This window comes from Bradyrhizobium sp. HKCCYLRH3097 (assembly GCF_051167875.1).
GTDB lineage: Bacteria > Pseudomonadota > Alphaproteobacteria > Rhizobiales > Xanthobacteraceae > Bradyrhizobium.
Genome location: NZ_JBNPTX010000011.1, coordinates 197,687 through 223,319 on the forward strand (window position 1 = coordinate 197,687; position 25,633 = coordinate 223,319).

General features: G+C 66.7%; 20 protein-coding genes. 10 read left to right on the plus strand and 10 right to left on the minus strand.

Going from position 1 to position 25,633, the window contains the following annotated elements; all coding sequences use genetic code 11:
- The first annotated feature begins 185 nt into the window (after window positions 1-185).
- Complete coding sequence (locus ACQR0U_RS24785; protein ID WP_315827091.1) at window positions 186-1,370, plus strand: urate hydroxylase PuuD; 1,185 nt, start codon at window positions 186-188, stop codon at window positions 1,368-1,370.
- A 432-nt stretch (window positions 1,371-1,802) separates the two neighbouring features.
- Window positions 1,803-2,102 carry a hypothetical protein gene (locus ACQR0U_RS24790; protein ID WP_315717796.1) on the plus strand — a complete coding sequence of 100 codons (300 nt, stop codon included), beginning with the start codon at window positions 1,803-1,805 and terminating at the stop codon, window positions 2,100-2,102.
- A gap of 310 nt (window positions 2,103-2,412) precedes the next feature.
- Here ACQR0U_RS24790 and ACQR0U_RS24795 read toward each other — a convergent pair whose 3' ends face one another.
- On the minus strand, window positions 2,413-3,051 hold the full coding sequence (locus tag ACQR0U_RS24795; RefSeq protein ID WP_316174820.1) for a TetR/AcrR family transcriptional regulator: 639 nt from the start codon (window positions 3,049-3,051) through the stop codon (window positions 2,413-2,415).
- A gap of 316 nt (window positions 3,052-3,367) precedes the next feature.
- Here ACQR0U_RS24795 and ACQR0U_RS24800 point away from each other — a divergent pair, with 316 nt between their 5' ends.
- The 4 genes from ACQR0U_RS24800 to ACQR0U_RS24815 all read left to right on the plus strand — a co-directional run bounded on the left by ACQR0U_RS24800 (window position 3,368) and on the right by ACQR0U_RS24815 (window position 10,003).
- The gene (locus ACQR0U_RS24800; RefSeq protein ID WP_315717798.1) at window positions 3,368-4,489 is read left to right on the plus strand and encodes an efflux RND transporter periplasmic adaptor subunit; all 1,122 of its coding nucleotides are present in this window, start codon (window positions 3,368-3,370) and stop codon (window positions 4,487-4,489) included.
- The gene (locus tag ACQR0U_RS24805) at window positions 4,489-5,562 is read left to right on the plus strand and encodes an efflux RND transporter periplasmic adaptor subunit (RefSeq protein WP_434872301.1); all 1,074 of its coding nucleotides are present in this window, start codon (window positions 4,489-4,491) and stop codon (window positions 5,560-5,562) included. The genes ACQR0U_RS24800 and ACQR0U_RS24805 overlap by 1 nt, the downstream gene beginning before the upstream one ends.
- Window positions 5,559-8,636 (plus strand): efflux RND transporter permease subunit, encoded by a 3,078-nt coding sequence (locus tag ACQR0U_RS24810; protein WP_434842866.1) that lies wholly within the window; start codon window positions 5,559-5,561, stop codon window positions 8,634-8,636. Before ACQR0U_RS24805 ends, ACQR0U_RS24810 begins: the two co-directional genes overlap by 4 nt.
- A 92-nt stretch (window positions 8,637-8,728) precedes the next feature.
- A complete protein-coding gene (locus ACQR0U_RS24815) occupies window positions 8,729-10,003 on the plus strand; it encodes a DUF2130 domain-containing protein (protein WP_434842865.1) in 1,275 nt (424 codons plus the stop codon).
- A 113-nt stretch (window positions 10,004-10,116) separates the two neighbouring features.
- Here ACQR0U_RS24815 and ACQR0U_RS24820 read toward each other — a convergent pair whose 3' ends face one another.
- The 6 genes from ACQR0U_RS24820 to asd form a co-directional block, all read right to left on the minus strand.
- Complete coding sequence (locus tag ACQR0U_RS24820) at window positions 10,117-11,010, minus strand: DUF3313 domain-containing protein (RefSeq protein ID WP_410052383.1); 894 nt, start codon at window positions 11,008-11,010, stop codon at window positions 10,117-10,119.
- Between the two features lie 176 nt (window positions 11,011-11,186).
- A complete protein-coding gene (locus tag ACQR0U_RS24825) occupies window positions 11,187-13,391 on the minus strand; it encodes a xanthine dehydrogenase family protein molybdopterin-binding subunit (protein WP_434842864.1) in 2,205 nt (734 codons plus the stop codon).
- A 4-nt stretch (window positions 13,392-13,395) separates the two neighbouring features.
- On the minus strand, window positions 13,396-14,412 hold the full coding sequence (locus ACQR0U_RS24830) for an FAD binding domain-containing protein (protein WP_434842863.1): 1,017 nt from the start codon (window positions 14,410-14,412) through the stop codon (window positions 13,396-13,398).
- Window positions 14,409-14,924 (minus strand): (2Fe-2S)-binding protein, encoded by a 516-nt coding sequence (locus ACQR0U_RS24835; RefSeq protein ID WP_434842862.1) that lies wholly within the window; start codon window positions 14,922-14,924, stop codon window positions 14,409-14,411. Before ACQR0U_RS24835 ends, ACQR0U_RS24830 begins: the two co-directional genes overlap by 4 nt.
- A gap of 153 nt (window positions 14,925-15,077) precedes the next feature.
- Complete coding sequence (locus tag ACQR0U_RS24840; RefSeq protein WP_315717804.1) at window positions 15,078-16,073, minus strand: NUDIX domain-containing protein; 996 nt, start codon at window positions 16,071-16,073, stop codon at window positions 15,078-15,080.
- A gap of 115 nt (window positions 16,074-16,188) precedes the next feature.
- A complete protein-coding gene (gene asd / locus ACQR0U_RS24845; RefSeq protein WP_434842861.1) occupies window positions 16,189-17,064 on the minus strand; it encodes an archaetidylserine decarboxylase in 876 nt (291 codons plus the stop codon).
- A gap of 35 nt (window positions 17,065-17,099) precedes the next feature.
- Between asd and ACQR0U_RS24850 the strand changes: the two genes are divergently transcribed.
- A complete protein-coding gene (locus tag ACQR0U_RS24850; RefSeq protein ID WP_434842860.1) occupies window positions 17,100-18,764 on the plus strand; it encodes an aminotransferase class III-fold pyridoxal phosphate-dependent enzyme in 1,665 nt (554 codons plus the stop codon).
- A 285-nt stretch (window positions 18,765-19,049) separates the two neighbouring features.
- On the opposite strand, the gene ACQR0U_RS24855 is transcribed toward ACQR0U_RS24850, so the two are convergent.
- The 3 genes from ACQR0U_RS24855 to ACQR0U_RS24865 all read right to left on the minus strand — a co-directional run bounded on the left by ACQR0U_RS24855 (window position 19,050) and on the right by ACQR0U_RS24865 (window position 21,623).
- Window positions 19,050-19,682, minus strand: a complete 633-nt coding sequence (locus tag ACQR0U_RS24855; protein ID WP_315717806.1) for a hypothetical protein — start codon at window positions 19,680-19,682, stop codon at window positions 19,050-19,052.
- A gap of 144 nt (window positions 19,683-19,826) precedes the next feature.
- Complete coding sequence (locus ACQR0U_RS24860; RefSeq protein ID WP_315717807.1) at window positions 19,827-20,516, minus strand: class I SAM-dependent methyltransferase; 690 nt, start codon at window positions 20,514-20,516, stop codon at window positions 19,827-19,829.
- Between the two features lie 51 nt (window positions 20,517-20,567).
- Entirely contained in the window at window positions 20,568-21,623 is a 1,056-nt protein-coding gene (locus ACQR0U_RS24865; RefSeq protein ID WP_315750258.1) for a glycosyltransferase family 4 protein, read from the minus strand.
- Between the two features lie 357 nt (window positions 21,624-21,980).
- On the opposite strand from ACQR0U_RS24865, the gene ACQR0U_RS24870 reads away from it, so the two are divergent.
- The 3 genes from ACQR0U_RS24870 to ACQR0U_RS24880 all read left to right on the plus strand — a co-directional run bounded on the left by ACQR0U_RS24870 (window position 21,981) and on the right by ACQR0U_RS24880 (window position 25,630).
- Window positions 21,981-22,679 (plus strand): L,D-transpeptidase, encoded by a 699-nt coding sequence (locus tag ACQR0U_RS24870; RefSeq protein WP_315717809.1) that lies wholly within the window; start codon window positions 21,981-21,983, stop codon window positions 22,677-22,679.
- A gap of 253 nt (window positions 22,680-22,932) precedes the next feature.
- Window positions 22,933-24,570, plus strand: coding sequence for a DUF4403 family protein (locus ACQR0U_RS24875; protein WP_315717810.1), 1,638 nt, complete (start codon window positions 22,933-22,935; stop codon window positions 24,568-24,570).
- 319 nt (window positions 24,571-24,889) lie between these two features.
- Window positions 24,890-25,630, plus strand: a complete 741-nt coding sequence (locus ACQR0U_RS24880) for a response regulator (protein WP_315717811.1) — start codon at window positions 24,890-24,892, stop codon at window positions 25,628-25,630.
- Window positions 25,631-25,633 lie beyond the last annotated feature (3 nt).

Here is a 25,633-nt window from a genome sequence, read left to right on the forward strand (position 1 = left end):
TTGTCAGACCGCCACATTGAACGCAATCGCGCCGCCGGAGTCCACCGCATCACGCGCGCATGACAGCTAATCTGTTGTGCACTGACTGCCACAGCGACGCGCTGGAAATCAGATGCGATCGATGCCACAGATGAGACGCCGGCACTCGGCTCTGGACTTGCCCTGTCGAAGGAGATGAGCGCACGATGTGGGCTTCGATCATATCGGAATGGCTGAGCCTGATCTTCCGCTGGCTGCACGTGATCGCCGCCGTCGCCTGGATCGGCAGCTCGTTCTACTTCATTGCGCTCGACCTCGGCCTGAGGCCGCGCGAGGGCCTGCCGACCGGCGTGATGGGCGAGGCCTGGCAGGTGCATGGCGGCGGCTTCTACCACATCGTTAAATATCTGGTGGCCCCGGCGCAGATGCCGAGCGAGCTGACCTGGTTCAAATGGGAGGCCTACACCACTTGGCTGTCCGGCTTCGTGCTGATGATCGTGGTGTACTATCTCAACGCCGACCTGTTCCTGGTGGACAAGTCGATCCTCGATCTCACGCCCCTTCAGGCCGGCCTGTTCAGCTTCGGCTCGCTGGCGCTGGCGTGGCTGCTCTACGAGGCCGCCTGCCGCAGCGGCCTTGCCCGGCACGAGCTGCCATTCGCGATCGGCGGCTACATCTTCCTCGTCGCGCTCACCTACGCCTTCACCCACGTGCTGAGCGGCCGCGGCGCCTTCAACCAGATCGGCGCCATCATCGGCACCATCATGGTCGCCAACGTGTTCGCGGTGATCATCCCCAACCAGAAGAAGATCGTCGCCGCGCTGCTCGCCGGCGAGGCGCCGGATCCCAAGCTTGGCAAGGCCGGCAAGGAGCGCTCGGTCCACAACAACTATCTGACCCTGCCGGTGGTGGTGCTGATGATCAGCAATCACTATCCGCTCTTGTTCGGCACCCGCTACAATTGGGTGATCGTCGCCATCGTGCTCGCGCTCGGGCCGGTCATCCGCCACTTCTTCAACGAGCGTCACAAGGGCAATCCATCGCCATGGTGGGTGTGGGGCGTCGCAGCCGCGGGCATGATCGGCATCCTGCTGCTGTCCGCAGCGGGTCCCCGCGACGCCAAGACGGCCCTGAGCGCCCCGCCGAGTTTCGCGCAGGTCGAGGAGATCGTGACCTCCCGCTGCAGCATGTGCCATGCCGCCGAGCCGGTGTGGGACGGCATCGTCAGCGCGCCCCGGGGCGTGCGGCTCGACACCGCCGAGCACATCCAGCGCAATGCGCGGCTGATCGCGCGCAACGCCGCCTGGTCCAACGCGATGCCGCCCGGCAACATCACCGAGATCACCGGCGAGGAGCGCGCCGTGCTTGCGGCGTGGGCCAGCGCGCAGTAGCAGCACGTCTGCCGATCGTCTTGCTGGCCATCTCAAACAGCCGGTCTCGTCGGGTACTGATGCGCAGAAACGCATTTGATCCGTTACTCGGAGAGATGACGCGGCTTCGCGTTGCCGCGACGCGATGCGCCCGGATCGTGCGATATCTCGGCCCTCATCGTAACGAGAGGGCGCAGGGAAGACCGGACCCCGGCGACGATGGATGCTCGCTTCGGTTCCCCACGACGAATGCGAGAAGCCGGCACAAGGACAACCGGATCTTCGCAACGCGGAGTTGAACTGCGACGCGTGCGACGACGATTGAGCTGGAGCACATCCGATTGTCGTCATGACCTTGCGGCAAAATTTACCACCCATTGGGACGCGGCTTGGCGGCAGAAAACATGGCGTTAGAGTGGCGCCCACAATCAGCTACCAGCGAAACGCCCCATCATGTCGATCTCCGTCAAAGGCCGGCTGGCCATTGTCGCGCTCATCGCGCTTGCCTGCTTCGCAAGCTCGGTGCTGAAGCTCTATCTGGGGCTGCTGTGCATCTCGCTGCTCTTGAGCTTTGCCGTGGTCGGCGTCGTGGCCCGGCTGGTCGAAGGGATCGCCATCAGGCGCGACCGGAGCAGCGAGCGGCGTCTGGCACGTCGTCGCGATCGCTCCGCTCTCATCGACGAGCCGCAGCCGGTGTCGATGACGACGATGGATCATGTCGACACGCCGTCGCCGGCGGGCCCCGTGCGATGAGCGGGATGCGTACGTCCGCGCCGGCCTCGTCGTTCCGCCTGATCGTCAGCATCGTCGCCAGCGCCGAACGACGTCTACGGTCATCGATCCACCGTCTCGCGATCGCGCGCTGAAGGACTGCGATTATCGCACATCGGAGAATGGCAAATGGCGCTACGAGCTCGACCGTTGGAACGTCGACGACCAGATCGTCCTTCCGGCCCAGCCGATCGCGGACACGGCGACGCCGCGCACAGTGGCGATGCATCGGAAGAGCAGCGCGTGGCCGTTCAAATAGCTGCCCTGATCGCATCGATACGCCGCCTGTACCTCATGCCTTCGTCCGCTTCCGCTTCGCCTCGAGAGCGTTCAGATAGGTAGCCATCATCTCCGGCAACGCGGCGACCACGATGTCGCGACTGCGCGGATCCTGCTCGCGCGTGAACAGCAGGGTGCCGAGCACGACGGCATCGAGCGTAGTGGCCGCCTGTTTGCCCAGTTCGTCGCCAAGCCTGGCGCGCATGACGCGGTCGATGACGGCCCTGAACTCGGCATGCACGGTCTGGTCGTGCAGATCGAGCGTCGCCAGCGCATCGGGATTGCGGACGAAGTAGCGGATCGCCCAGCCGATCAGTTGCTCGATGACCTCGGCGGGCGCCAACGCTGCCCATTCCGCATCGCTCCGCTGCAGCACGCGATCGAATGCCGGCTGCAGCTCGGCATCGTGACGTTCGGCGAGCGCATCCAGCATCTGATCCTTGTCACGGAAGAAATGATAGACCGAGCCGATCGAGGCGCCGGCGCGCTGGGCCGCGGCATGCATGCTGACGGCACCAATCCCGGACTCGGCGATGATGGCGGCTGCGGCGTCGAGCAGCTGCTCGCGCCGCTCACGGCCCCGCGCCTGGCGCGGCGCACGTGATGTCGTGCGCGCGGGGTCATTCAGGTCAGTCGCAGCTTTGCGTCGCACGTTCGCGTCATGCCTTGGCTCACCGCGGCGGCAGCGATGGCCGATGTCCCAACGGGAGCGCCCGGCAACCCACACGGGGGGAATTCGAAACCGCCACGAGAATGTTACTAGACGAAATATTCTAGATTTGATTGTCTAATTCACGTACTGTCAAGAGGATGGTGTTCAACTTTCGCGTGAACCTTGCCTGCAACGGCGGGCGGCTGCGCGGATTCTGCGGCGCTGCTGACGACCAACAGGCGCTTTCCTGTCCTTGCGTGCTTGCGCGGCAGGACGGGAATGATCGCCACCACCCAACCGGGCCGAAGATACGACCATGTCTCCAATCACAGGATTCCCCTTCCTTCGGGCGCCGGGCTCACGCCTGCTGGCCGCGGCCGGCTGTGCTGCCGTCGGCCTGCTGCTGGCCGGCTGCGAGCAGAAAACGGCCGCAACCGCACCGCCGTCCCGGCTGGTGCGAACCGAGGTCGTCAAGCTGTCGGAGCGCCGGCAATCGATCACGCTGACCGGCGACGTCCAGGCGCGCGTGCTCGCCGACCTGTCGTTCAGGGTCAGCGGCCGCGTCACGGAGCGGCTCGTCGAGGTCGGCGCGCACGTCAAGGCCGGACAGTTGCTCGCCAGGATCGATCCGGCCGAGCAGCAGGCCGACCTGGATTCCGCCGAGGCCGCCGTGACCGCCGCGGAGTCGCAGGTGAAGGTCGCGACCTCCAACTTCAATCGGCAGCAGACGCTGCTCTCCAGCGGCTTCACGACGCGCGCGACCTTCGACCAGGCCCAGGAGACGCTGCGGACGGCGGAAGGCTCGCTGGAATCCGCCAAGGCCCAGCGCGACACCGCCAAGGACGCGCTGACCTTCACCGAGTTGCGCGCCGACGCCGACGGCACGATCACCGCGCGCAATATCGAGGTCGGCCAGGTGGCACAGGCGGCGCAGTCCGTGTTCACGCTCGCGCGTGACGGCGATCGCGATGCCGTGGTCGACGTCTACGAGGCGGCGCTGTCGTTGAAGTTCGACGGCACCAAGGCCGCGATTGCGCTGCTCTCGGATCCCTCGGTGACGGCCAAGGGTCAAGTGCGCGAAGTCTCGCCGACCATCGATCCCAAATCCGGGACCGTCCGTGTCAAGATGGCAATCGAAAATCCGCCGCCCGAGATGATCCTCGGCAGCGCCGTCAGCGTCACCGGCTTCATCAAGCCGGAGCAACGCATTGTGCTGCCCTGGAGCGCGCTCACCGCGGCCGGCAAGAAACCGGCGGTGTGGCTGGTCGATGCCGCCGACAAGACCGTGTCGCTGAAGCCGATCACGATCGAGGACTACGAGACCGGCGCGATCGTGGTGTCGGCCGGGCTGCAACCGGGTGACCGCGTCGTGACCGATGGCGGCAAGCTGCTCAGCGTCGGCCAACAGATCGTATTCAACGAGGAGAAGCGGTCGTGATGACGCCCATGCGTTGTGTTCTTCCGCTCGGCGCGCTCGCTCTGCTCGCCGGCTGCAACGAAAAGGCCGCCGCTCCCGAGCCGGTCCGGCCGGTGCTGTCGATGAAGATCGAGCCGCAGGCGGGCAACGGGGCGGCCGTCACCGGCACGATCGAGCCGCGCTACAAGGCCGATCTCAGTTTCCGCGTGCTCGGACGGCTGATCGCACGGCCCGTCTATATCGGCGACATGGTCAAGCAGGACCAGGTCGTCGCGGCGATCGATCCCGCCGCGCTCGAGCTCGCCGTGCGTGCCTCGGCCGCCGAGGTCTCGCGCAGCCAGGCACAACTGACCAATGCGACCGGCACCGAGGGCCGGCAGCGGACCTTGCTGGAAACCGACGCCACCACCAAGGCGACCTTGGAGAGCGCCGAGCAGTCGCGCGCAGCCGCTCAGGCCTCCGTCGTCAAGGCGCAGTCCAATCTCGCCAAGGCGCGTGAGCAGCTCGGCTACGCCCAGCTCAAGGCGGATTTCGCCGGCATCGTCACCGCGGTCGGCGCGGAAGTCGGACAGGTCGTCTCGCCGGGCGTGAGCGTCGTCACCGTCGCGCGGCCCGACATCCGCGAAGCCGTCATCGATGTCGGCGACGACATCGCCGGGGCCTTGCAGGCCGGCACGCCGTTCACCGTGCGGCTACAGGTCGATCCCAGCGTCAGCGCCGCCGGCAAGGTGCGCGAGATCGCGCCGCGCGCCGACGCCACCACGCGCACGCGCCGCATCCGCATCACGCTCGACAATCCGCCCGAGATCATGCGGCTCGGCACCACGGTGACCGCCTCGCTCGATATCGAGCAGAAGACCGTCATCCGGCTGCCGCGCTCGGCTGTGCTCGAGCAGAACGACAAGAGCTTCGTCTGGCTGGTCGACGCTACCAGCAAGACGGTGAAGCGACAGGAAATCACGATCGCCCGCAACGAGGACGGCAGCGTCCGCGTCACCGGCGGCCTCGAAGCCGGGCAGCGCGTCGTCACCGCCGGCGTGCACAGTCTCAAGGATGGCCAGTCCGTCCGCATCGATCAGGAATCTCAGCCGTGAAGTCCTTCAACCTCTCCGACTGGGCGCTCGAGCACCGCTCGCTCGTCTGGTATTTCATGATCGCCTTCATGGCTGCGGGCCTCTTCTCCTACGTGCATCTGGGACGCGAGGAGGATCCGTCCTTCACGATCAAGACGATGCTGATCCAGGCCAAATGGCCCGGCGCCTCCGCCGAGGAGATGACGCGCCAGGTCACCGACCGCATCGAGAAGAAGCTGGAGGAGCTGCCGGCGCTCGACTACACCAAGAGCCTGACGGTGCCCGGCCAGACCACCGTATTCGTCAATCTGCGCGACACCACCAAGGCACGCGACGTCGTCCCGACCTGGCTGCAGGTGCGCAACCTGATCAACGACATCAGGGGCGACTTCCCGTCCGGCGTCGTCGGGCCGGGATTCAACGACCGCTTCGGTGACGTGTTCGGCAACATCTACGCCTTCACCAGCGACGGCCTCAGCCAGCGTCAGCTGCGCGACCGCGTCGAGGAGGTTCGCGCCAACGTGCTGACCGTGCCCAATGTCGGCCGCGTCGACATCGTCGGCGCGCAGAACGAGGTGATCTATCTCGAATTCTCGCCGCGCAAGGTGGCCGCGCTCGGCATCGACCAGCGCACCATTCTGACGGCGCTCCAGGCGCAGAATGCGGTGTCGCCGTCCGGCGTGCTGCAGGCCGGCCCCGAGCGCGTCGCCGTACGCGTCTCCGGCCAGTTCACCTCCGAGGAGAGCCTCAAGGCGATCAACCTGCGCATCAACGACCGCTTCTTCCCGCTCACCGACGTCGCCACCATCACCCGCGGCTATGAGGACCCGCCGACGTCGCTGTTCCGCTTCAACGGCCAGCCGGCGATCGGACTTGCCATCGGCATGAAGGCCGGCGCCAATCTGCTCGACTTCGGCGAGGCGCTGAAGGAGGAGATGACCAAGGTCATCGCCGACCTGCCGGTCGGCGTCGGCGTGCATCTCGTCTCGGACCAGCCCAAGATCGTCGAGGAAGCCGTCGGCGGCTTCACCAAGGCGCTGTATGAGGCCGTGATCATCGTGCTCGCGATCAGCTTCGTCAGCCTCGGCGTCCGCGCCGGCCTCGTGGTCGCGATCTCGATCCCGCTGGTGCTCGCCATCACCTTCCTGTTCATGGCCTACACCGGCATCTCGCTGCAGCGCATCTCGCTGGGCGCGCTGATCATCGCGCTCGGCCTCTTGGTCGACGACGCCATGATCGCGGTCGAGATGATGGTGGCGCGGCTCGAGGTCGGCGACTCCTTGCGCAAGGCCGCAACCTACGTCTACACCTCGACCGCCTTCCCCATGCTGACGGGCACGCTGGTCACGGTCGCCGGCTTCATCCCGATCGGCCTCAACAACAGCGCCGCCGGCGAGTTCACCTTCACGCTGTTCGTCGTGATCGCGGTGTCGCTGGTCGTGTCCTGGATCGTGGCCGTGCTGTTCGCGCCGCTGCTCGGCGTCACCATCCTGCCCGCGACCTTGCCGAGTCACCATGCCGAGGGCGGCCGGCTGACCCGGATCTTCCGCGCCATGCTCAATGCCTGCATGCGGAACCGCTGGACCACGATCGTCGCCACGGTCCTGATCTTCGGGCTGTCGGTGTTCGGCATGCGCTTCGTGCAACAGCAGTTCTTCCCCTCCTCTGACCGCAATGAGCTCGTCATCGACTTCAACCTGCCGCAGAACTCCTCGATCGCCGAGACCAACACGCAGATGGCGCAGTTCGAGAAGGAGGCGCTGAAGGGCGATCCCGACATCGACCATTGGTCGACCTATGTCGGCTCCGGCGCCCAGCGCTTCGTGCTGTCGTTCGACGTGCAGCCGGCCGACGTGTCGTTCGGCCAGATCATCATCGTGACCAAGAGCCTCGAGGCGCGCGACCGTGCCCGCGCCAAGCTGCAGGCCTATCTGACCAAGACGTTCCCCGGCACCGACGCCTATGTGCATCTGCTCGACATCGGCCCGCCGGTCGGCCGCCCGGTGCAGTATCGCGTCAGCGGGCCCGATGTCGCCAAAGTGCGCGAGATCGCGCAGGAATTGGCCGGCGTCCTGCGCGGCAACAGCCATCTCGGGGCGGTCATCTTCGACTGGATGGAGCCGGCGCGCGTCGTGAAGGTCGACGTGCTGCAGGACAAGGCGCGCCAGCTCGGCGTCACCTCGGAGGACATCGCGAATGCGCTGAACAGCGTGCTCGACGGCACCTCGATCACCCAGGTGCGCGACGACATCTATCTGATCGACGTACGCGGCCGCGCCCAGGCCAAGGAACGGCAGTCGCTGGAGACCTTGCGCGACCTGCAGCTCTCCGGATCCAACGGCCAGTCGATCCCGCTCGCGGCGCTCGCGACCTTGCGCTACCAGATCGAGCAGCCGGAGATCTGGCGCCGCTCGCGCCAGCCGACGCTGACCTTGAAGGCCAGCGTGATCGATCAGGTGCAGCCGAACACGGTGGTCGATCAGCTCAAGCCGGCGATCACGGCCTTCGACGCCAGACTTCCGGCCGGCTACAAGGTCGTCACCGGCGGCAGCGTCGAGGAGAGCGCCAAGAGCCAGGCGCCGATCATCGCGGTCGTCCCGATCATGCTGTTCACCATGGCCACCATCCTGATGCTGCAACTGCAGAGCTTCCAGCGGCTGTTCCTGGTGTTCGCGGTGGCCCCGCTGGCCTTGATCGGCGTCGTCGCAGCACTGCTGCCGAGCGGCGCGCCGCTCGGCTTCGTCGCCATCCTCGGCGTGCTCGCGCTGATCGGCATCCTGATCAGAAACTCGGTGATCCTGATCGTGCAGATCGAGCATCTGCGCGAAGAAGGACGGCCGCCGTGGGAGGCCGTGATGGAGGCGACCGAGCACCGCATGCGGCCGATCATGCTGACGGCGGCCGCGGCCTCGCTGGCGCTGATCCCGATCGCGCGCGAAGTGTTCTGGGGTCCGATGGCCTATGCGATGATGGGCGGCATCATCGTCGGCACCGTGCTGACCTTGCTGTTCCTGCCGGCGCTGTACGTCGCCTGGTTCCGCATCAAGGCGCCGGACGCGACGGCGGCGTCCGCGGCCACGCCGCACGGGGCGTGAATCGCGGATAATTGCGTGGGATAAGCCGTTCGCGTGGGTTAAACGCCACGCGGCGGCCGGTTAGATTCGGCTTTCATGGAAGGAAGCGAATCATGACCGATCCTCAGATCGTCTGCCCCTCCTGCCGCACCGAGATCAAGCTGACCGAGCAGCTCGCAGCGCCCCTGATCGCGGAGACGCGCCGGCAGTTCGAGAGGCAGCTCCAGGCGAAAGAAGCCGATTTCGGCCGCCGCGAGGCGCAGCTCAAGGCCGCGCAGGAGCAGATCGCGCAGGCCAAGGCTGCGATCGACCAGCAGATCGCCACCAAGCTGAAGGCCGAACGCGCTGCGATCGCGCAGGCCGAGGCCGAGAAGGCACGACAGGCGGTGGCCGACGAGATGGGCAACCGCGATCGCCAGCTCGCGGAGCTGCACGAGGCCATCGTCAGCAAGGACGCCAAGCTGGCGGATGCGCAGAAGGCGCAGGCGGAGATGATGCGCAAGCAGCGTGAGCTCGACGAGGCCCGCCGCGAGCTCGATCTCACCATCGAGACCAAGGTGCAGGAAAATCTCGTCGCGGTGCGCGACAAGGCGCGGCTCGAGGCGGAGGAGTCTCTGAAGGCCAAGGTCGCCGAGAAGGAGACCCAGATCGCAGGCATGCAGCGCCAGATCGAGGAGCTTCGCCGCAAGGCCGAGCAGGGCTCGCAGCAGCTGCAGGGCGAGGCACTGGAGATCGAGCTGGAGTCACAACTGCGCGCGCGCTTTCCCCGCGACCTGGTCGAGCCGGTTCCGAAGGGCGAGTTCGGCGGCGACGTGATCCATCGCGTGGTCGGCCCCGGTGGCCAGGCCTGCGGCGCGATCCTGTGGGAATCCAAGCGCACCAAGAACTGGAGCGATGGCTGGCTGGTGAAACTGCGCGACGACCTACGCGCCGCCAAGGCCGACATCGCGCTGATCGTCTCGAGCGCGCTGCCCAAGGGGGTCGACGGCTTCGACCTGATCGACGGCGTCTGGGTCGCCGAGCCGCGCTTCGCGCTGCCACTGTCGCTGGCACTGCGGCAGTCGCTGATCGACGTCGCCTGCAGCAAGCTCGCGCAGGAGGGCCAGCAGACCAAGATGGAGATGGTCTACGCCTATCTCACGGGGCCCCGCTTCCGCCACCGCATCGACGCCATCGTCGAGCGCTTCACCGAGATGCAGTCGGATCTCGACCGCGAGCGCAAGACCATGATGCGGCTGTGGGCCAAGCGCGAGGAGCAACTGCGCAGCGTGCTGGATTCGACGGCGGGCCTGTATGGCGACCTGCAGGGCATCGCTGGCCGCGCGATGCAGGAGATCGAGAGCCTCGACGTGCTGCTGATCGAGGGCAAGAGCGAGGCGGCGGAGTAGCGCACACCGGCCGCCGCCCTGATCCGAGGTGTGCCAGCACCAGCAGCGCGTTTATGCTTTCCGACGCGGCCACGTCTCGCATTCCCATGGCGGCATGTGGATGCATACGGCCGCTACTGTTTCGCGATCTGCGTGCTCGCCTGTGCGTCTCTTGGCACAGCGCCCTTGTCGACCCATTCCGGCGGTGCGCCCAGACGGTTGGCGACCATGCCGATGACCCCGGGATCCCTGCCGAACGCCTCGCACGCCGCGTTCTTCGGCTTGCCGCCAAGGGCCGCGCCGATCCGTTCGATCGACGGCAGCTTCGGCACCTTGCCGAACGGGGTCTCGCCGGTCACCAGCATCTGGCCGAAATCGGCGCTGAACGAACCTGCCAAATCATAGGCATCGCCGGCCTGCGACAGCACCGGCGAGTTGGTGAACGAATTGGCGCCGCGCGCCCATACCATTGCGGCCTGCTGCCGGCCCTTGCGGTCGAGCGCCTCAGCCTCGATCGTGAGACTGCCGAGCCCGATCGGCAGCCGCGGCACCGGAACGGGAACGCCGAGCGCGCCCGGCACCGCCGACACGACCTTCGACGCACCGGCGGCGACCGGATCGGTCGGCGTCGCCTGGGTGATGAAGGTGCGCGTCGTCAGATCGGCCCTCTGATTGGGCGCCACGACTGTGAAGCGTTCGCTCAGGTTGAGACACAGCGCGCGGTCGACGGCATTGGCGACGAGCTGCCGCTGCTGGTCCGTCAGCACCGCGCCGGCCTGGCCCGAGAAGGATGTCGGCATGATACGCACGGTCTGGGCCGCGAGCACATTGTCCTTGTCGACGTTGAGCTGCGACTTGGCGAGCAGGCCGTTCGATTCCGCCAGCGACTGGTAGGATGCGAGCGCGCCGCTCTGCGTCATCTGCGCCGTGGCGCAGCCCGACAGGCCGAGCGCCGCGCACAGCATCATCAGGCGGATGGTGGTGGGGGTACAGGATCTCACGAAAGCCGCGACGTCGATCTCGACCATGCTTCTCCCGCCTCACGCCCACGATGATCGCCCTCTCGCGGGCGGCGCATCCTTCTCCGAGATTTCGGACGGCGTGGGGCGGAAGCATGGAGAGATGTTTCGAAACGGCACCAACAAGGGAGACGGTGTGGCGAGCGCCGCTCGCTCCGGGGCCATTATGGCCGAGAGAAGACGGTTCACCCCACCAGCTTGTCCAACGTGATCGGCAAATCCCGTATGCGCCTTCCGGTGGCGTGATAGACCGCGTTGGCGATCGCCGCGGCGACGCCGACGATGCCGATCTCGCCGACGCCCTTGATGCCCATCTTGTTGATGATGCGATCCTCCTCGTCGACGAAGATCACCTTGATATCGTGAACGTCGGCATTCACCGGCATGTGATACTCGGCGATGTTGGCGTTCATGATGCGCCCGAACCGCTGGTCGATTTGGGCTTCTTCGTGCAACGCCATGCCGATGCCCATGACGACCCCGCCCATGATCTGGCTCAAAGCCGTCTTGGTGTTGAGGATGCGCCCGGCGGCGACGGCATTGACGATACGCGTCACCCTGATCACACCGAGCTCCTCATCAACCTTCGCTTCGGCGAAAACCGCCGAGTGGGTGTTGTGGGCGTGCTTGTCGTCGTCCTCGAAATCCGAGCCGCGCTCCTTCTCGATGCGGTCCTTGCCACCGTGACGCATCACGTCCGACATCGCCAACGACCGGCTGCGATCGGAAATGGCGACGATGGCGCCATCGGCGAGCGTCACTTCGTCGGCGGTGAGCCCCTGCAACGGCGAGCCCGGGATGGTGTGCGCGATCTTCAGCAGCTCCGCCCGGATATCATCGGCCGCGTTGACGATCGCATGCGAGATCGAGGCTGCGGTCCACGAACCTCCCTCCACCGGCGCCTTGGGCAGCGTGGAGTCGCCCAGCTTCACATTGATGCTGTCGAGCGGCACGCCGAGCATGTCGGCGGCGACCTGCGCCATGATCGTGTAGGTGCCGGTGCCGATATCGGAGGTCGCGCTCGCCACCTCGACATGTCCATTCGCCGTCATCACGATCCGCGTCGCGAACGGCATCTGCAATGCCTCCCAGGCACCACTCGCCATGCCCCAGCCGACGAGTTCTCGGCCGTCACGCATCGACCGCGGCTCGGGATTGCGCTTCGACCAGCCGAACGCCTCGGCGCCCTGCTGATAGCACTCCTTCAGCCGCTTGCTGGAGAACGGCAGATCCTTGTCCTGATCCCGATCAGAATAGCAGCGCAGGCGCAATTCGAGAGGATCCATCTTCAGCGCGACGGCGAGCTCGTCCATCGCGCATTCCAGCCCGTAGACGCCACTGGCGGCGCCGGGCGCGCGCATGTCGCCGGGCGTCGGCACGTCGAGCTTGGCGAGGCGGTGCGTCGCGCGCGAAGTAGCGGAGGTGTAGAGCACATCGCCCCAGCCGATGTCGTTGCGCGAGAACGCCTCGTGCTGCGAGGTCATCGCAACGGCCTCGTGCGTCAGCGCCGCCAGCGTACCGTCCTCACGGGCGCCGAGCGCCAGCCGCTCGATCGTCGCAGGGCGATAGCACAGGCCATACATCTGGGCGCGGCTGAGCACGACGCGCACCGCGCGCTTCAGCTTCAGCGCGGCCATGGCGGCGAGCACCACCTGGTATTGCGGCCGCAGGCCGGAGCCGAACGCGCCGCCGACGAACGGCGACATCACCTGGACGTCGTCCTCCTTCAGCTGGAACACGCTGCAGACGTAGCGCTGCACATTCTGCACGCCCTGGGTCTTGTCGTAGACCACGAGCTTGCCGCCCTCGCGCCAGAGCACTGTCGACGCGTAGAGCTCCATCGGGTTGTGATATTCGATCGGGACGCCATAGTCGGCATCGTGACGCACGGCTGCGCCGGCAAGCGCCTTTGTCGCGTCGCCGCGCGGCTTGAGCGGCTTGTCGACCTTGAAAGCCTGCTCGCGCCGCGCATGGAGGTCGGTCGCGAAGCTCTCGGCCAGATACTCTACCGCGACCAGCGTCGCCGCGAAACGCGCGGTGTCCTCGTCCTCGGCGACGACCAGCGCCACCGGCTGGTAGTTGAAATGCACCCGGTCGTCATAGAGCGGACGATAGGGCGAGCCGTCCTCCGGCGCGACCTCGTCGCGAAATGCGTCATCGTTGTCCGCCATCCTGACCCGGTTGGCGTGGGTCAGCACGTCGAGGACGCCGTCGACGGCCAGGGCGCGGCCGGTATCGATGCGCACGATCCGCCCCTTCGGAATGGTGGAATTGACCACGACGCCGAAGGCGAGATCGGGCGCGGTGAACTCGGCGGCATATTTGGCGACACCGGTGACCTTGGCGCGGCCGTCGATGCGGGAGGTGGCTGTGCCGATGCGAGCTGTCATGACATCACCGGATGGTCTTGATGGCTTGAATCTGGGGCGTTGCGTTCGCGGCCTGGGTCAGGGTGCGGACGACGGCGCGGCGCGCCAGCGGGATCTTGAAGGCATTGTGCGTGGCGGCTTTCGCATCGCTCAGCAGGATGTTCGCAGCGCGGCCGAATGCCTGGGGATCCGGCGCCTGCCCGCGCAGCGCGGCTTCGGCGGCCTCATTGCGCCACGGCTTGTGGGCGACGCCGCCGAGCGCCAGGCGCGCCTCGCCGATGCGGCCGCCGTCGAGCTCGAGCGCAGCGGCGACCGAGACCAGCGCGAATGCGTAGGACAGGCGATCGCGGATCTTCAGATAGCTGTGATTCGCGGCGAAGCCCTGCGGGGGCAGCTCGATCGCGGTGATGATCTCGTCGACGCGCAGCGTGTTGTCGAGATCCGGCCGGTCGCCGGGCAGCCGATGGAAGTCGGCAAGGGCGATGACCCGCTCGCCCGAGGAGCCCGCGACCTGCACCTTGGCGTCGAGCGCGGCGAGCGCCACGCACATGTCGGAGGGGTGGGTCGCGATGCAATCGGCGCTGGTGCCAAGGATGGCATGGCCGCGGTTGAGACCGTCGACCGCCGAGCAGCCGGCGCCGGGCGTGCGCTTGTTGCAGGGCGTGGCGACGTCATAGAAGTAGGCGCAGCGCGTCCGCTGCAGCAGATTGCCGCCGGTCGAGGCCATGTTGCGCAGCTGCGCCGAGGCGCCGGCGAGGATCGCGCTCGCCAGCAGCGGATAGCGGCTCTCGATGAGGGGGTGATAGGCGAGCGTGCTGTTTGGCACCAGCGCGCCGATCCTGACGCCGCCGGCGCTCGTCTCCTCCACATTCGTCAGCGGCAGGTGGCTGATGTCGATCAGCTGACGCGGCTGCTCGACGTGATACTTCATCAGGTCGAGCAGGTTGGTGCCGCCGGCGATGAACTTGGCCTCCGGCGTCGCCGCCTTCAGCCTGACGGCCTCGGCGACATCGCTGGCGCGCACGTAGTCGAAATTGTTCATCGGCTGCCTCCCATCGCCTGCTCGATGGCGCTGACGATGTTCGGATAGGCGCCGCAACGGCAGATGTTGCCGCTCATCAGCTCGCGGATCTCGTCCTTCGTCTTCGCCCTGCCCTCGGCGATCAGGCCGGCGGCCGAGCAGATCTGGCCCGGCGTGCAATAGCCGCATTGGAAGGCGTCGTGATCGATGAAGGCCCGCTGCAGCGGGTGCAGCTCATCACCCTTGGCGAGTCCCTCGATGGTCGTGATCTCGGCGCCGTCTTTCATGACCGCGAGCGTCAGGCAGGAGAGCACGCGGCGGCCGTCGATCAGCACGGTGCAAGCGCCGCATTGGCCGTGATCGCAGCCCTTCTTGGTGCCGGTGAGGTCGAGATGATTGCGCAGGAGATCGAGCAGCGTGGTCCAGGGCGCCACCGACAGCGTGTGCGACTGGCCATTGATCTGAAGCGTGACGGACAGAGGGGCAGGCTTTGCGGTGGACGCGGCGCTCTGGCGCGGTGGCGGCGGGCTCATGCGGGGTCTCCGTTGACGGACCCGCATCAACCCGCGATGGCGCGAATGGTTCTTGGCAATTTTCGAACAGCGGACAGCAGGAATTGCTCAGCCGGCACGCGCAGAATGTGCACGGCAGAACCGCTTGCCGATCAATCGTTTCGTCAACCAGACTCAGGCGGCGCGGCCGAGCCACGCCCGCATCTTCTGTGCCAGGCTGCGGCGTGGCGCACCATCCAGCGCCTCCGCATCCGCGGCGGCCACGTCTTCGCGCGGCGCAGCGGCTTCTGCGCCGGCATTCGGCACGTCCGACGGCCTGTCCTTACTCGGGCTGCTTTCGGCATCCGGCGCGGCCTTGCTCGGCACGAGCGACTTGATCGCTGCGGCCACGGCCTCGATACGCTCGAGGTCCGCCGGCTCACGCGCGCTTGCAGCGGGTTCGGCCGCCATCGGGACCGGGTGGGCCTCCACCGGCACTGCCGCCGGATCCGAAGCAGTCGGTTCGGATTGACCGAGGTCGGGCGCCGCAGCCGCAAGCACGGCTTCGGCGGGCTGCTCGCCCGGCACTGCGATCGCGAGGTCGGCGATCTCCGGAGCCGGCGCTGGGGCGGGCTGCTCCACGACCCGGCTGCGGCGCTTCCTGGCGGTTGCAGGCTTTGCCGCGACCGCCGCCGTCTCCGCTGCGACCTTCTCGACCGGCTTCTTGTCAGCGGCGGTCTTCGCCACCACCTCGGGCGCGGACTTCGCCTTGGTCTTGCGGATCAGACCTGCGAGCGCGTACGGCCCGACGGTCTCCAGGAACGTCTTCTCATGATCGCGCGACAGCCGCCCCACCGCCGCATCGAGCGGCAGCCAGTCGACGGCGCGGACATCGTCCATCAGCGGCTGCGACGGCTCGCCGGCCGCTTCCATGCGCCAATAGTGCACGACCTTGGCACGCGTGCCGGTATCGTAAACCAGGGTGCCGAGGAATTCATGCACGGTGACCTTGTGGCCGGTCTCCTCCAGCACCTCGCGCCTGGCGGCGTCGCGCGGCGTCTCGCCGTCGTCGAGCTTGCCCTTCGGCAGCACCCATTCGTCGCGCTTGCGCAGGCGCACGACCGCGATGCGCGGCGGCTGTTCCCGCCGCAGCACGATGCCACCTGCCGCCATGATCGGCGCTCTCGCCATCGCCTCTCCCGAGCCGCAACGACCGCAACTCCCGCGGTCCGATTCGCCAGTTGAACGCTCCGATATAGGACTGCGCAACGCCGAAATCGAGATTCCGCAAGCGTGGACCTGACATTCATCCGGCGGCGACGCGCCTGCGCCACAGTGGCTGGCCGGCGCGGATGTGAGCACCCTCCGTGACATTGGGACAGAACGTGAAGTTGCCGGGCGCGAGCAGGATGATGGTCGAGCCGTGCTCGAACCAGCCGAGCTCGTCGCCCTTGCGCACATTGTTGTTACAGGCGTAGGCGAGCGGCCGCTCGGTCTGCGCGTTCAATACGCGGTCGAGCGCATGCAGGCGGATGCTCGCCACCAGGATCGCCGCCACCGGCACGATCGTGAACGGCTCGCCGGAGGCAAGATGCGTGCGGATCACCGCGCGCTCGTTCTTGCAGAACAGCCGCTCGACCCGCTTCAGCGCGATCGGATTGACGTTCCAGACATCGCCATGGATCAGGCTGACATGCTCGATCGTCATGTCGGCCGGAGCGTGGAAGCGGTGATACATGCTCGAGGTCAGACGCAAGGTGACGAAGCAGCCGTTGCGATGGGTCTCGACCACGGTGGGACCGGCGACGAGTTCGCGCAGCGAATAAGGCGCGCCCTTGATCTGGTAGAGCTCGCCGTCGCGGATCAGGCCGTGGGCGCCGATGATGCCGTCGGACGGGCTGGTCACGATGGCGGGATCGGGATCGAACGGCCGCAGGCCGGGCTTCAGCTCGCGCGTGAAGCAGGCGTGCAGGCTCTTGAAGCGGCTCTCCTTGGCCTCGGAGAGATCGAGGTCGGAGAACAGCTTCCACAGCGCGATCGACGCGTCCCGGACGAGCGGGTTCTCGATCTTGGAGAACCAGCCCATGAAGCGGGTCAGCGCGGCGCGCGGCACGCGGTTGGTGAGCAGGAAGTTGAGGTCTTCCTGTTGGGTGACGGAGGCGATCAGGCTTTTGACTGTCATGAATCTGTCAGCAGGAGGGGTTAGCGCTTTTGGACATGATGGAAAACTCGATTCCTTATGTATCGCTCGCCGTTGGCGCTGCCGTGACGGCCGCCATGGTCCCGAAGGTCAAGGCCCGCATCGAGCTGTCGCGCGCCAAGCACCGCTCGCTGGCCGGCCATTCCAAGATGTCGCGCCGGATCTCCAGGCTGATCCCGCGCTATGAGTTCGAGATCGACGACTTCTTCCGCTCCGACGGCGCACCGCGGGCGGTCGCCACGAAGCGCCAGGACGGCTTCTTCCGACTCGGCGCGCTGTTCCAGGAGAAGTTCACCAAGAGCCGCGCGCTGACGGCGGAAGCCGCAAGCCGCATCTCCGACCTGCAGTTCACCCAGAGCTACCGGGTCCCGTTCCAGTACAGCCGTCTGGTCAAGGAGCAGCTCGGCGCCGGCTCGTTCATGCAGGCTTCCTCCGGCGTGACCCTGACCGATCTCGACGGCAACCGGTTCTACGATCTCACCGGCTCCTACGGCGTCAACATCTTCGGCTACGACTTCTACAAGGAGTGCATCGCGGCCGCCGAGCGGCGCGCGAGCGCGCTCGGCCCGGTGCTCGGGCTCTATCACCCGGTCGTCGCCGACAATGTGAAGCGCCTGACCGAGCTGTCCGGCATGGACGAGGTCTCGTTCCACATGTCCGGCACCGAGGCGGTGATGCAGGCGGTGCGGCTCGCCCGCTACCACACCGGCCGCACGCATCTGGTCCGGTTCGCCGGCGCCTATCACGGCTGGTGGGGCGACGTACAGCCCGGCGTCGGCAACCCGATCGCGCCGCACGAGACCTACACCTTGGCCGAGATGTCCGAGCGCACGCTGCACGTCCTGCGCACGCGGCGCGACATCGCCTGCGTGCTGGTCAATCCGCTGCAGGCGCTGCATCCGAACGGCAATGCGCCCGGCGACTCGGCGCTGGTCGATTCCTCGCGCAAGGGTCGCTACGACCGCGAAGCCTACACCGCCTGGCTGAAGCAGCTGCGCGAGGTGTGCAGCGAGCGCGGCATCGTGCTGCTGTTCGACGAGGTGTTCCTCGGCTTCCGGCTCGCGCCGGGCGGCGCGCAGGAGTATTTCGGCGTCAAGGCCGACATGGTGACCTACGGCAAGAGCCTCGGCGGCGGCCTGCCGATCGGCGTTGTCTGCGGCAAGCGCGAGCTGATGCGCCGCTTCCGCGACGACCGCCCGGCCGACATCTGCTTCGCCCGTGGCACCTTCAACTCCCATCCTTATGTGATGGCGGCGATGGACGAATTCCTGAGCCGGCTCGACAGCCCGAACTTCCGCGCCATCTACGACGGCCTGGATGAAACCTGGAACGGCCGCGCCGCGCAGCTCAACACCGCGCTGGCCGAGCACGACCTGCCGGTGCGCGTCTCCAATATGCATTCGATCTGGCTGGTCGAATACACCGTGCCGTCGCGCTACAATTGGATGCTGCAATACTACCTGCGTGCCGAGGGCCTGGCGCTGAGCTGGGTCGGCACCGGCCGCTTGATCTTCAGCCTGAACTACACCGACGCCGATTTTGCCGAGGTGACGAAGCGCTTCGTCTCGGCGGCCGAGAAGATGAAGCAGGACGGCTGGTGGTGGAACGACGGCACGCTCACCAACAAGGCGATCAAGCGGCAGATTCTGAAAGAGATGCTCGGCGCCGTGGTCGGGCGCTGACGGCGCAACCACCCTCCCCTGAAGGGGGAGGGTCGGCGCGCATGAGCGAAGCGAAATGCGCGCCGGGGTGGGGTGACGGCCTGTCCGCACATGAGGTGCGGGTGAGCAAGTGGAGAGATCACCCCACCCCGACGCGCGCTTCGCACGCGTCGACCCTCCCCCTCCAGGGGAGGGTGGCACGTGCCGCATGGCTGCAAGCTCGCTCGATTTCACCTCACAGCTCCCCACAAACACCGATGCCCGGGACCGGCCCGGGCATCGCGCAACTCTGACGCAGCGGCCGGCTCAGGCGTGCTGCTCTTCGAGGCCTTCGTTCATCAGGTGCAGGCCGGGGTCGATCAGCTCGCCACGCAGCAGCGCCAGCGGAGCCGCACGGTACTGCATGAAATCGTTGAACGGGTCGGTGATGATCTTGGTCATCCAGACGAGACCGGTCTCGACGTCACGGATGAAGAACAAATGAATGGTGCGGAACAGCAGGCCGCCGATGCCGATCACGAGCCACAGCTTGGCGGTCTCGCGCACGAATTCCATCGCCGAGGTCCAGGGCGGCAGCAGGCCGAACAGGGTCGGCTGCAGATAGAGCACCACCGGGGCCGCGGCCCAGATCGACATCAGCACGACCTTGCGCTGCAGGTTGTAGCCGACCTTGATCTCTTCCTTGTGCTCGTGGGTCGCCTGGTTGACGTGGTCGTAGCCCTTCGGCTCGAAGAAGAAGTGGCCCGCCTGGCGCGAGGTCATCGACACCAGCCAGCCGATCAGCGCCGAGACCAGCGGGTCGAACACCATCATCACGTAGGCGATCATGAAGCTGAGCGCGCTGACGAAGTGGAGGCTCTGGTTGATACGGCTGTGATGATAGTAGCGATGGTCGTCCCAGCGCTGGATCCGCAGCTGCTCCAGGAAATGCTTGATCATGGTTGCTCCGAAGAATGAGTTGCAGGTCGTTTACAGGGATTCGGTGTAGATCGCATGACATCATCAAGATGTCATGCGATCGGACGCAGCGAAACGTTTCGGACGACGTAGAACGTCGCAGGGCGATAGAGGGCGGCCGCGGCTTCAGGCCGCGGCGGCACGCTCCAGCTTGCGGAAGCGGACCAGCGAGAAATGGCCGAGCGGCGGGATCAGGCGGCGCTCGACCAGCTCCATGCGCTCGGCGCCGGCGAGCCAGCGCAGGTAGCGCGACCAGCCGAACTCGGCGGTACGGAAACCGAGCCGGCGCACCACCGGCTGCAGCGCCTGCTCGATCACCCGGCGCAGGCCGTCATCGGCGCTGACGCGGGTCAGGATGATCAGTTCGCCGCCCGGGCGCAGCACGCGCGCGAACTCGTCCAGCGCGACCTCCGGGTTCGGCACCGCGGTGACGACATATTGCGCCATAACGACGTCGAACGAATCGTCGGGAAAGTCGAGCTGCTCGGCGTCCATCACCGCGAGACCCTCGACGTTCTTCAGCCGCTGGTCGGCGACGCGCCGCATCGCCTTGCCGAGCATCGCCTCGGAGATGTCGGTGCCGAAGACGCGGACATGCGGCGCATAGAGCGGCAGCGAGATGCCGGTGCCGACGCCGACCTCGAGCACGCGCCCGCCGAGCTTGTTCGTGGCTGATATCGCGGCCTTGCGGCCCTTCTCGAACACGCCGCCGAACACGAGGTCGTAGATCGGTGCCCAGCGGTCATAGGCCTGCTCGACCTGTTCGCGATCGAAGTCGAGCTCCCGCGCGCCGCCGAGCTTCATGGTTTCTGCCATCGTTACATCTCACTTGGGTTTGGAATTGATGGAGTGACGCAAAGTTCGCCGTCAGCCGCGCACGGCGCTCTGACCGGCCAGCACCGGTGTCGGACGCACGACGCGGGACGGCTGCAGCACGGCGAGATTGCCGATGAACTGGCGCGCGCTGTTCTCCCAGGAGCGGTCGAGCGCAAATGCCCGACAGGTCTCGCGCGACATCGTCAGCGCCTTCAGGCAGGCGGCGCGCAGGTCCCTGTCGATCGCCCCGATCGGATGATCGGCGATGACGTCGAGCGGACCGGTGACGGGGAAGGCCGCGACAGGCGTGCCGCAGGCCAGCGACTCCAGCTGCACGACGCCGAATGTATCGGTCAGGCTCGGAAACACGAAGACGTCGGCGGCCGCCATGTGCGCGGTCAGATCGTTGCCGGTCTTCTCGCCGAGGAAATGCGCCGCCGGGAAGCGACGCTCCAGCTCCGCCTTTTGCGGGCCGTTACCGATCACCACCTTCGAGCCCGGCAGGTCGAGCGCAAGGAAGGCTTCCAGGTTCTTCTCGACCGCGACGCGGCCGACGGTCATGAACACCGGACGCGGCAGATCCAGCGCGACCGGCGCGTCCGGATTGAACAGCTTCGTATCGACGCCCCGGGTCCAGAAGCCGAGCCGCTTGAAGCCGCGCGACGCGAGGTCCTGCTTCAGCGAATTGGTCGCGACCATGGTCATCGCGGCGGCGTCGTGGAAGCGGCGCATCACCCAATAGCCGACGGCATCGGGAATGCCGGTGCGCACAGCGACGTACTCCGGAAAGCGCGTCGTGTAGGACGTCGTGAACGGCAGGCCATGGCGCAGGCAGTAGCGGCGCACCGCCCAGCCGATCGTGCCTTCGGTGGCGATGTGGATCGCATCCGGCGCCGCCGCCTCGATGCGCCGGGCGATCTCGCGGCCGTTGGTCACGGCGAGCCGCAGGCCCGGATAGGTCGGCACGCCGAACGACGGAAAGCCTTCCGGCGTGAGGAAGGTGATGTCGGCGCCGAGGCCGGCGGCCGCGCGAGCCAGCGAGGTGAGCGTGCGCACCACGCCGTTGACCTGCGGGTGCCAGGCGTCGGTTGCGATTAAGATCCGCATAAGGCGATCCGGAAAGTTGCAGCGATTCTGAACAGCCGCAAATTCCGACATTGTTATTTCAGGCGTGTGACGTCATCGAACTGTCGAAGGGTCTTTTTGCCCGCCAACTGCTGTTTTCCCCGCGATCTGTGGCTGTCCCGCGCGGCTGCTGTCGTGAAACCGTCATGAAACAAACGGTTAAGCCGACGAAACCTTTTTGCGCGCAGCGCGCAAACGCAACGAAACTTTTCTCCCCTATGAGTTGCAACATCGGGCGCGGGTCAATGCGCCGCAGAGAATGATGGCAGGCAACTGATTTTGACGACGCCGGTCGAGACAAGCACGGCGCGCACCAAGCGATCAAACGAGGGGACGTCCATGTTCACGTCAGGCACAGTCGGTTCGCGATCCCGCATCCTGTTCGCTGCGCTGATCGTCGGTACGTTCGCTGCGGCAACGCCGACGCAAGCCGCGCCTCCGGCCCCGCTCCCGTTCCCTTTCCTGCTGCCGCCGCCGATGGCGACCTACGAGCCGCCGGCAACGACGCCGCAACTGATCACGCCGCGCGAGGATGAGGCGACCGCTTATGAGATGCCCGCGCGCCTGCGCCGCCAGGTCGTGAGCTACGCCACCCGCGAGGCACCCGGCACGATCATCATCGACACACCAAACAAGTATTTGTACTACGTGCTCGGCAGCGGCCAGGCGATGCGCTACGGCATCGGCGTGGGCCGCGACGGCTTTACCTGGTCCGGCGTGCAGTCGGTGACCAGGAAGGCGGAATGGCCGGACTGGACGCCGCCGCCGGAGATGATCGCGCGCCAGCCTTATCTGCCGCGTCACATGGCCGGCGGTCCCGGCAATCCGCTCGGCGCCCGCGCGATGTATCTCGGCGGCACCGTCTACCGCATTCACGGCACCAACGCGCCCGAGACGATCGGCACGCATGTGTCGTCGGGCTGCATCCGTCTGACCAATCAGGACGTGATCGACCTCTATGCCCGCGTCAGCGTCGGCGCCAAGGTGATCGTGCTGCCGATGGAGCGCCGCGCCGATCTCGGCCGCATGACCCGCTGACCTGCGCGGGCCGCACCGCTCGTTCCTTCTCCCGGATCCTCCCTGACTGGACCGCCGAGGCCCGAAAGCCGCGGCGGTCATTTCTTTGCGCGCATGCCGCCGTTCACCATCACGGCCGATTGATGATGGTCCGCGTCACGGGCTGCCCTGGCGCGCCTCCGTCCGGCCCTGTAAGCTCGGCAATCTTGTATTAACCGCGATCTCGCCGCTTCCGGCATGGGCCGGCGCGGCAGTTGGAGTCCGTGGATCCGACATGAACCTTCCGACACCGCGACCGGATTGGCAGAGCAGGCCGCATCCGCTCGCCCCGAAAACGCAGCGGCCGCCGCGGCGCTCGCCGCCTCGGCTGCGGCTGATCCTGATCGGCGCCGCCGGCCTTGCCGCCGTCGTGCTGATCGGCATCATCATCGTGGAGGTGTTTCTGTTCTCGGGCAGCACGCCGGCGCCGCAGCTGACCCAACTGCCGCCGCTGCCGCCGGCCACGCGCAACTCGATCATCATGACGCCGGTATCGATCTCGCTCGGCGCGATTCGTGACGCCGCCGAAAAGGCCACGCCGCGCAATTTCTCCGGCAAGGCCGACAACCCCGTCAACCAGATCCTGCAGAATGCCGACATCGGCTGGACGGTCACCCGCGGCGCCATCGCCGCCACCGGCACCCAGGACACTTTGTCGCTGGCGACGCCGCTCTCGGGCCGGCTGAACGTCACCGGATCGCTGTCCGCCAAAGCGACCGGCGCGCTCGGCGACGCCATCGGCGGCCTGCTCGGCGCGGATGCCGCCAAGCAGATTGGCGGCATCAACATCAAGAACCTGAACGCCACCGCCGACATCAAGGGCAACGTCCTGATCGCGATGCGGCCACGGCTGGCCGCCTCCTGGTATGTCGAGCCGAACTTCACCGCCCAGGTCAATCTCGGCGACACCGCGCTGACCGTCGCCGGCGCCCGCGTCAACGTGCCCGCGCAGATGAAGCCGGTCATAGACAAGACCGTCAACGACCAGCTCAGCGCGCTCAGCGACAGGCTGCGCAAGGACCCGACCATGCGGCGCGTGGCGCAGGCGCAGTGGGCCCGCGCCTGCCGCTCGGTGCCGCTTCAGGGCACCACGCCGGGACTGCCCGCCGTCTGGCTCGAGATCAAGCCGACACGGGCGCTGGCCGCGCAGCCCGCGATCGATGCGAACGTCGTCAGCGTCACCATGGGGATCGAGGCGGAGACCCGGGTCACGGCAGCCGAGACCAAGCCGGAGTGCCCGTTCCCGGACAAGATCACGATCGTTCCGCCCACCGCGGGCACCGTCAACGTCGCGGTTCCGATCGATGTCCCATTCACCGAGCTCAGCAAGCTCGTCGACTCGCAGCTCGCCGGGCGGACGTTCCCCGAGGACGGCTCCGGCCCGGTCACGGTCACGGTGAAGCATGCGACCGTCGTGCCCTCGGGCAACCGGCTGCTGATCTCGCTGCAGGTGAAGGGAAAAGAGAAGGAGAGCTTCTTCGGCCTCGGCGCCGACGCGACGGTGCACATCTGGGGACGGCCGATGGTCGATCAGGCGCAGCAGATCCTGCGGCTGTCCGACCTGCAGCTCGCCGTCGAATCCGACGCGGCGTTCGGCCTGCTCGGCGCCGCCGCGCGCGCCGTGGTGCCACATCTGCAACGCGCGCTGCTAGAGCGGTCGGTGGTCGATCTCAAGCCGTTCGCCGACAATGTCCGCGACAAGATCGCGACCGCGATTTCCGAGTTGCAGAAGAACGAGAACGGCATCCGCGTCGACACCGACATCAACAACCTCGCTTTGACCGACATCGCCTTCGACGCCACCGTGCTGCGCGTGATCGCCTCGGCGGAGGGCACGATGTCGGTTCGAGTCAATACATTGCCAGGACTGTGACGGGCCGTTTCGGAACGTCGCATCCCGTCGCTGCACGCGTTTGCGGACCGTGCAACGACCGGCAATGATTCAATCGGACCTGCCCTGGTCTGGCGACACTTACGAATGTCCGCGCCGTTTCCGGTAACCCGATGCAGCCGTATCGCGCGAGCGTGCGGCGGCCCCGAGGCCATACGTTTCGCGAGGCTTGACGCGCCCTCACGAATTCCGCAACACGGCGCAGAGAGACGTTGTCGGGCCCTTTCCGCGCGCCCGTCGCAGGAAATATTCCGTAACAAAATTCTTCGCAAAACGCCGCGATTCTAGGTCACTTGTCGGTATGGCCCAGACACAACCACACATTCTTGTCGTCGAGGACGACCGCGAGACGCGGACGCTGATCGCGAAATATCTGCGCAACAATGCCTGCAACGTGACCACCGCGACCGACGGCCGCGAGATGACCCGCATCATGGGCGACCACCGTGTCGATCTCCTGATCCTCGACGTCATGCTGCCCGGCGAGGACGGCCTGACCTTGTGCCGCAAGCTGCGCGCGGAATCGCAGGTGCCGATCATCATGCTCACCGCGCGCGGCGAGGACGTCGACCGCATCCTCGGACTGGAGATGGGCGCCGACGACTATCTGCCAAAGCCGTTCAATCCGCGCGAGCTGCTCGCCCGCATCAACGCGGTGCTGCGCCGGCAGGCGGCCGCGATGACGGCGAGCGCAACCGAAGGCGCGACGGCGCTGAGCTTCCTCGGCTGGACGATCGACTTCCGGCTGCGCGAACTACGCAATCCCGAAGGCGCACGCGTCGCGATGACGAGCGCCGAGTTCGATCTGCTCCGCACCTTCTGCGAGCGGCCGGGCCGCGTGCTGTCGCGCGACAGCCTGCTCGACCTGACGCAGGGCCGCAGCGCCGGCTCGTTCGAGCGCTCGATCGACGTGCTGGTCAGCCGCATCCGCCGCAAGATCGAGCCGGACCCGCAGGAGGCCACCATGATCAAGACCGTGCGCTCCGGCGGCTACATGTTCACACCCGTCGTCGAGGTGGTGACTGGCCCGCAAAGCCATTGACCG

Bases quoted from the DNA above. Each gene is read 5' to 3' on its own strand.
- ACQR0U_RS24830 (WP_434842863.1), bottom strand. From the start codon at position 14,412: ATGAACAATTTCGACTACGTGCGCGCCAGCGATGTCGCCGAGGCCGTC.
- ACQR0U_RS24785 (WP_315827091.1), top strand. From the start codon at position 186: ATGTGGGCTTCGATCATATCGGAATGGCTGAGCCTGATCTTCCGCTGG.
- ACQR0U_RS24875 (WP_315717810.1), top strand. From the start codon at position 22,933: ATGAACCTTCCGACACCGCGACCGGATTGGCAGAGCAGGCCGCATCCG.
- ACQR0U_RS24790 (WP_315717796.1), top strand. From the start codon at position 1,803: ATGTCGATCTCCGTCAAAGGCCGGCTGGCCATTGTCGCGCTCATCGCG.
- ACQR0U_RS24880 (WP_315717811.1), top strand. From the start codon at position 24,890: ATGGCCCAGACACAACCACACATTCTTGTCGTCGAGGACGACCGCGAG.
- asd (WP_434842861.1), bottom strand. From the start codon at position 17,064: ATGACAGTCAAAAGCCTGATCGCCTCCGTCACCCAACAGGAAGACCTC.
- ACQR0U_RS24815 (WP_434842865.1), top strand. From the start codon at position 8,729: ATGACCGATCCTCAGATCGTCTGCCCCTCCTGCCGCACCGAGATCAAG.
- ACQR0U_RS24820 (WP_410052383.1), bottom strand. From the start codon at position 11,010: ATGGTCGAGATCGACGTCGCGGCTTTCGTGAGATCCTGTACCCCCACC.
- ACQR0U_RS24860 (WP_315717807.1), bottom strand. From the start codon at position 20,516: ATGGCAGAAACCATGAAGCTCGGCGGCGCGCGGGAGCTCGACTTCGAT.
- ACQR0U_RS24840 (WP_315717804.1), bottom strand. From the start codon at position 16,073: ATGGCGAGAGCGCCGATCATGGCGGCAGGTGGCATCGTGCTGCGGCGG.
- ACQR0U_RS24850 (WP_434842860.1), top strand. From the start codon at position 17,100: ATGATGGAAAACTCGATTCCTTATGTATCGCTCGCCGTTGGCGCTGCC.
- ACQR0U_RS24825 (WP_434842864.1), bottom strand. From the start codon at position 13,391: ATGACAGCTCGCATCGGCACAGCCACCTCCCGCATCGACGGCCGCGCC.
- ACQR0U_RS24855 (WP_315717806.1), bottom strand. From the start codon at position 19,682: ATGATCAAGCATTTCCTGGAGCAGCTGCGGATCCAGCGCTGGGACGAC.
- ACQR0U_RS24805 (WP_434872301.1), top strand. From the start codon at position 4,489: ATGACGCCCATGCGTTGTGTTCTTCCGCTCGGCGCGCTCGCTCTGCTC.
- ACQR0U_RS24835 (WP_434842862.1), bottom strand. From the start codon at position 14,924: ATGAGCCCGCCGCCACCGCGCCAGAGCGCCGCGTCCACCGCAAAGCCT.
- ACQR0U_RS24800 (WP_315717798.1), top strand. From the start codon at position 3,368: ATGTCTCCAATCACAGGATTCCCCTTCCTTCGGGCGCCGGGCTCACGC.
- ACQR0U_RS24870 (WP_315717809.1), top strand. From the start codon at position 21,981: ATGTTCACGTCAGGCACAGTCGGTTCGCGATCCCGCATCCTGTTCGCT.
- ACQR0U_RS24865 (WP_315750258.1), bottom strand. From the start codon at position 21,623: ATGCGGATCTTAATCGCAACCGACGCCTGGCACCCGCAGGTCAACGGC.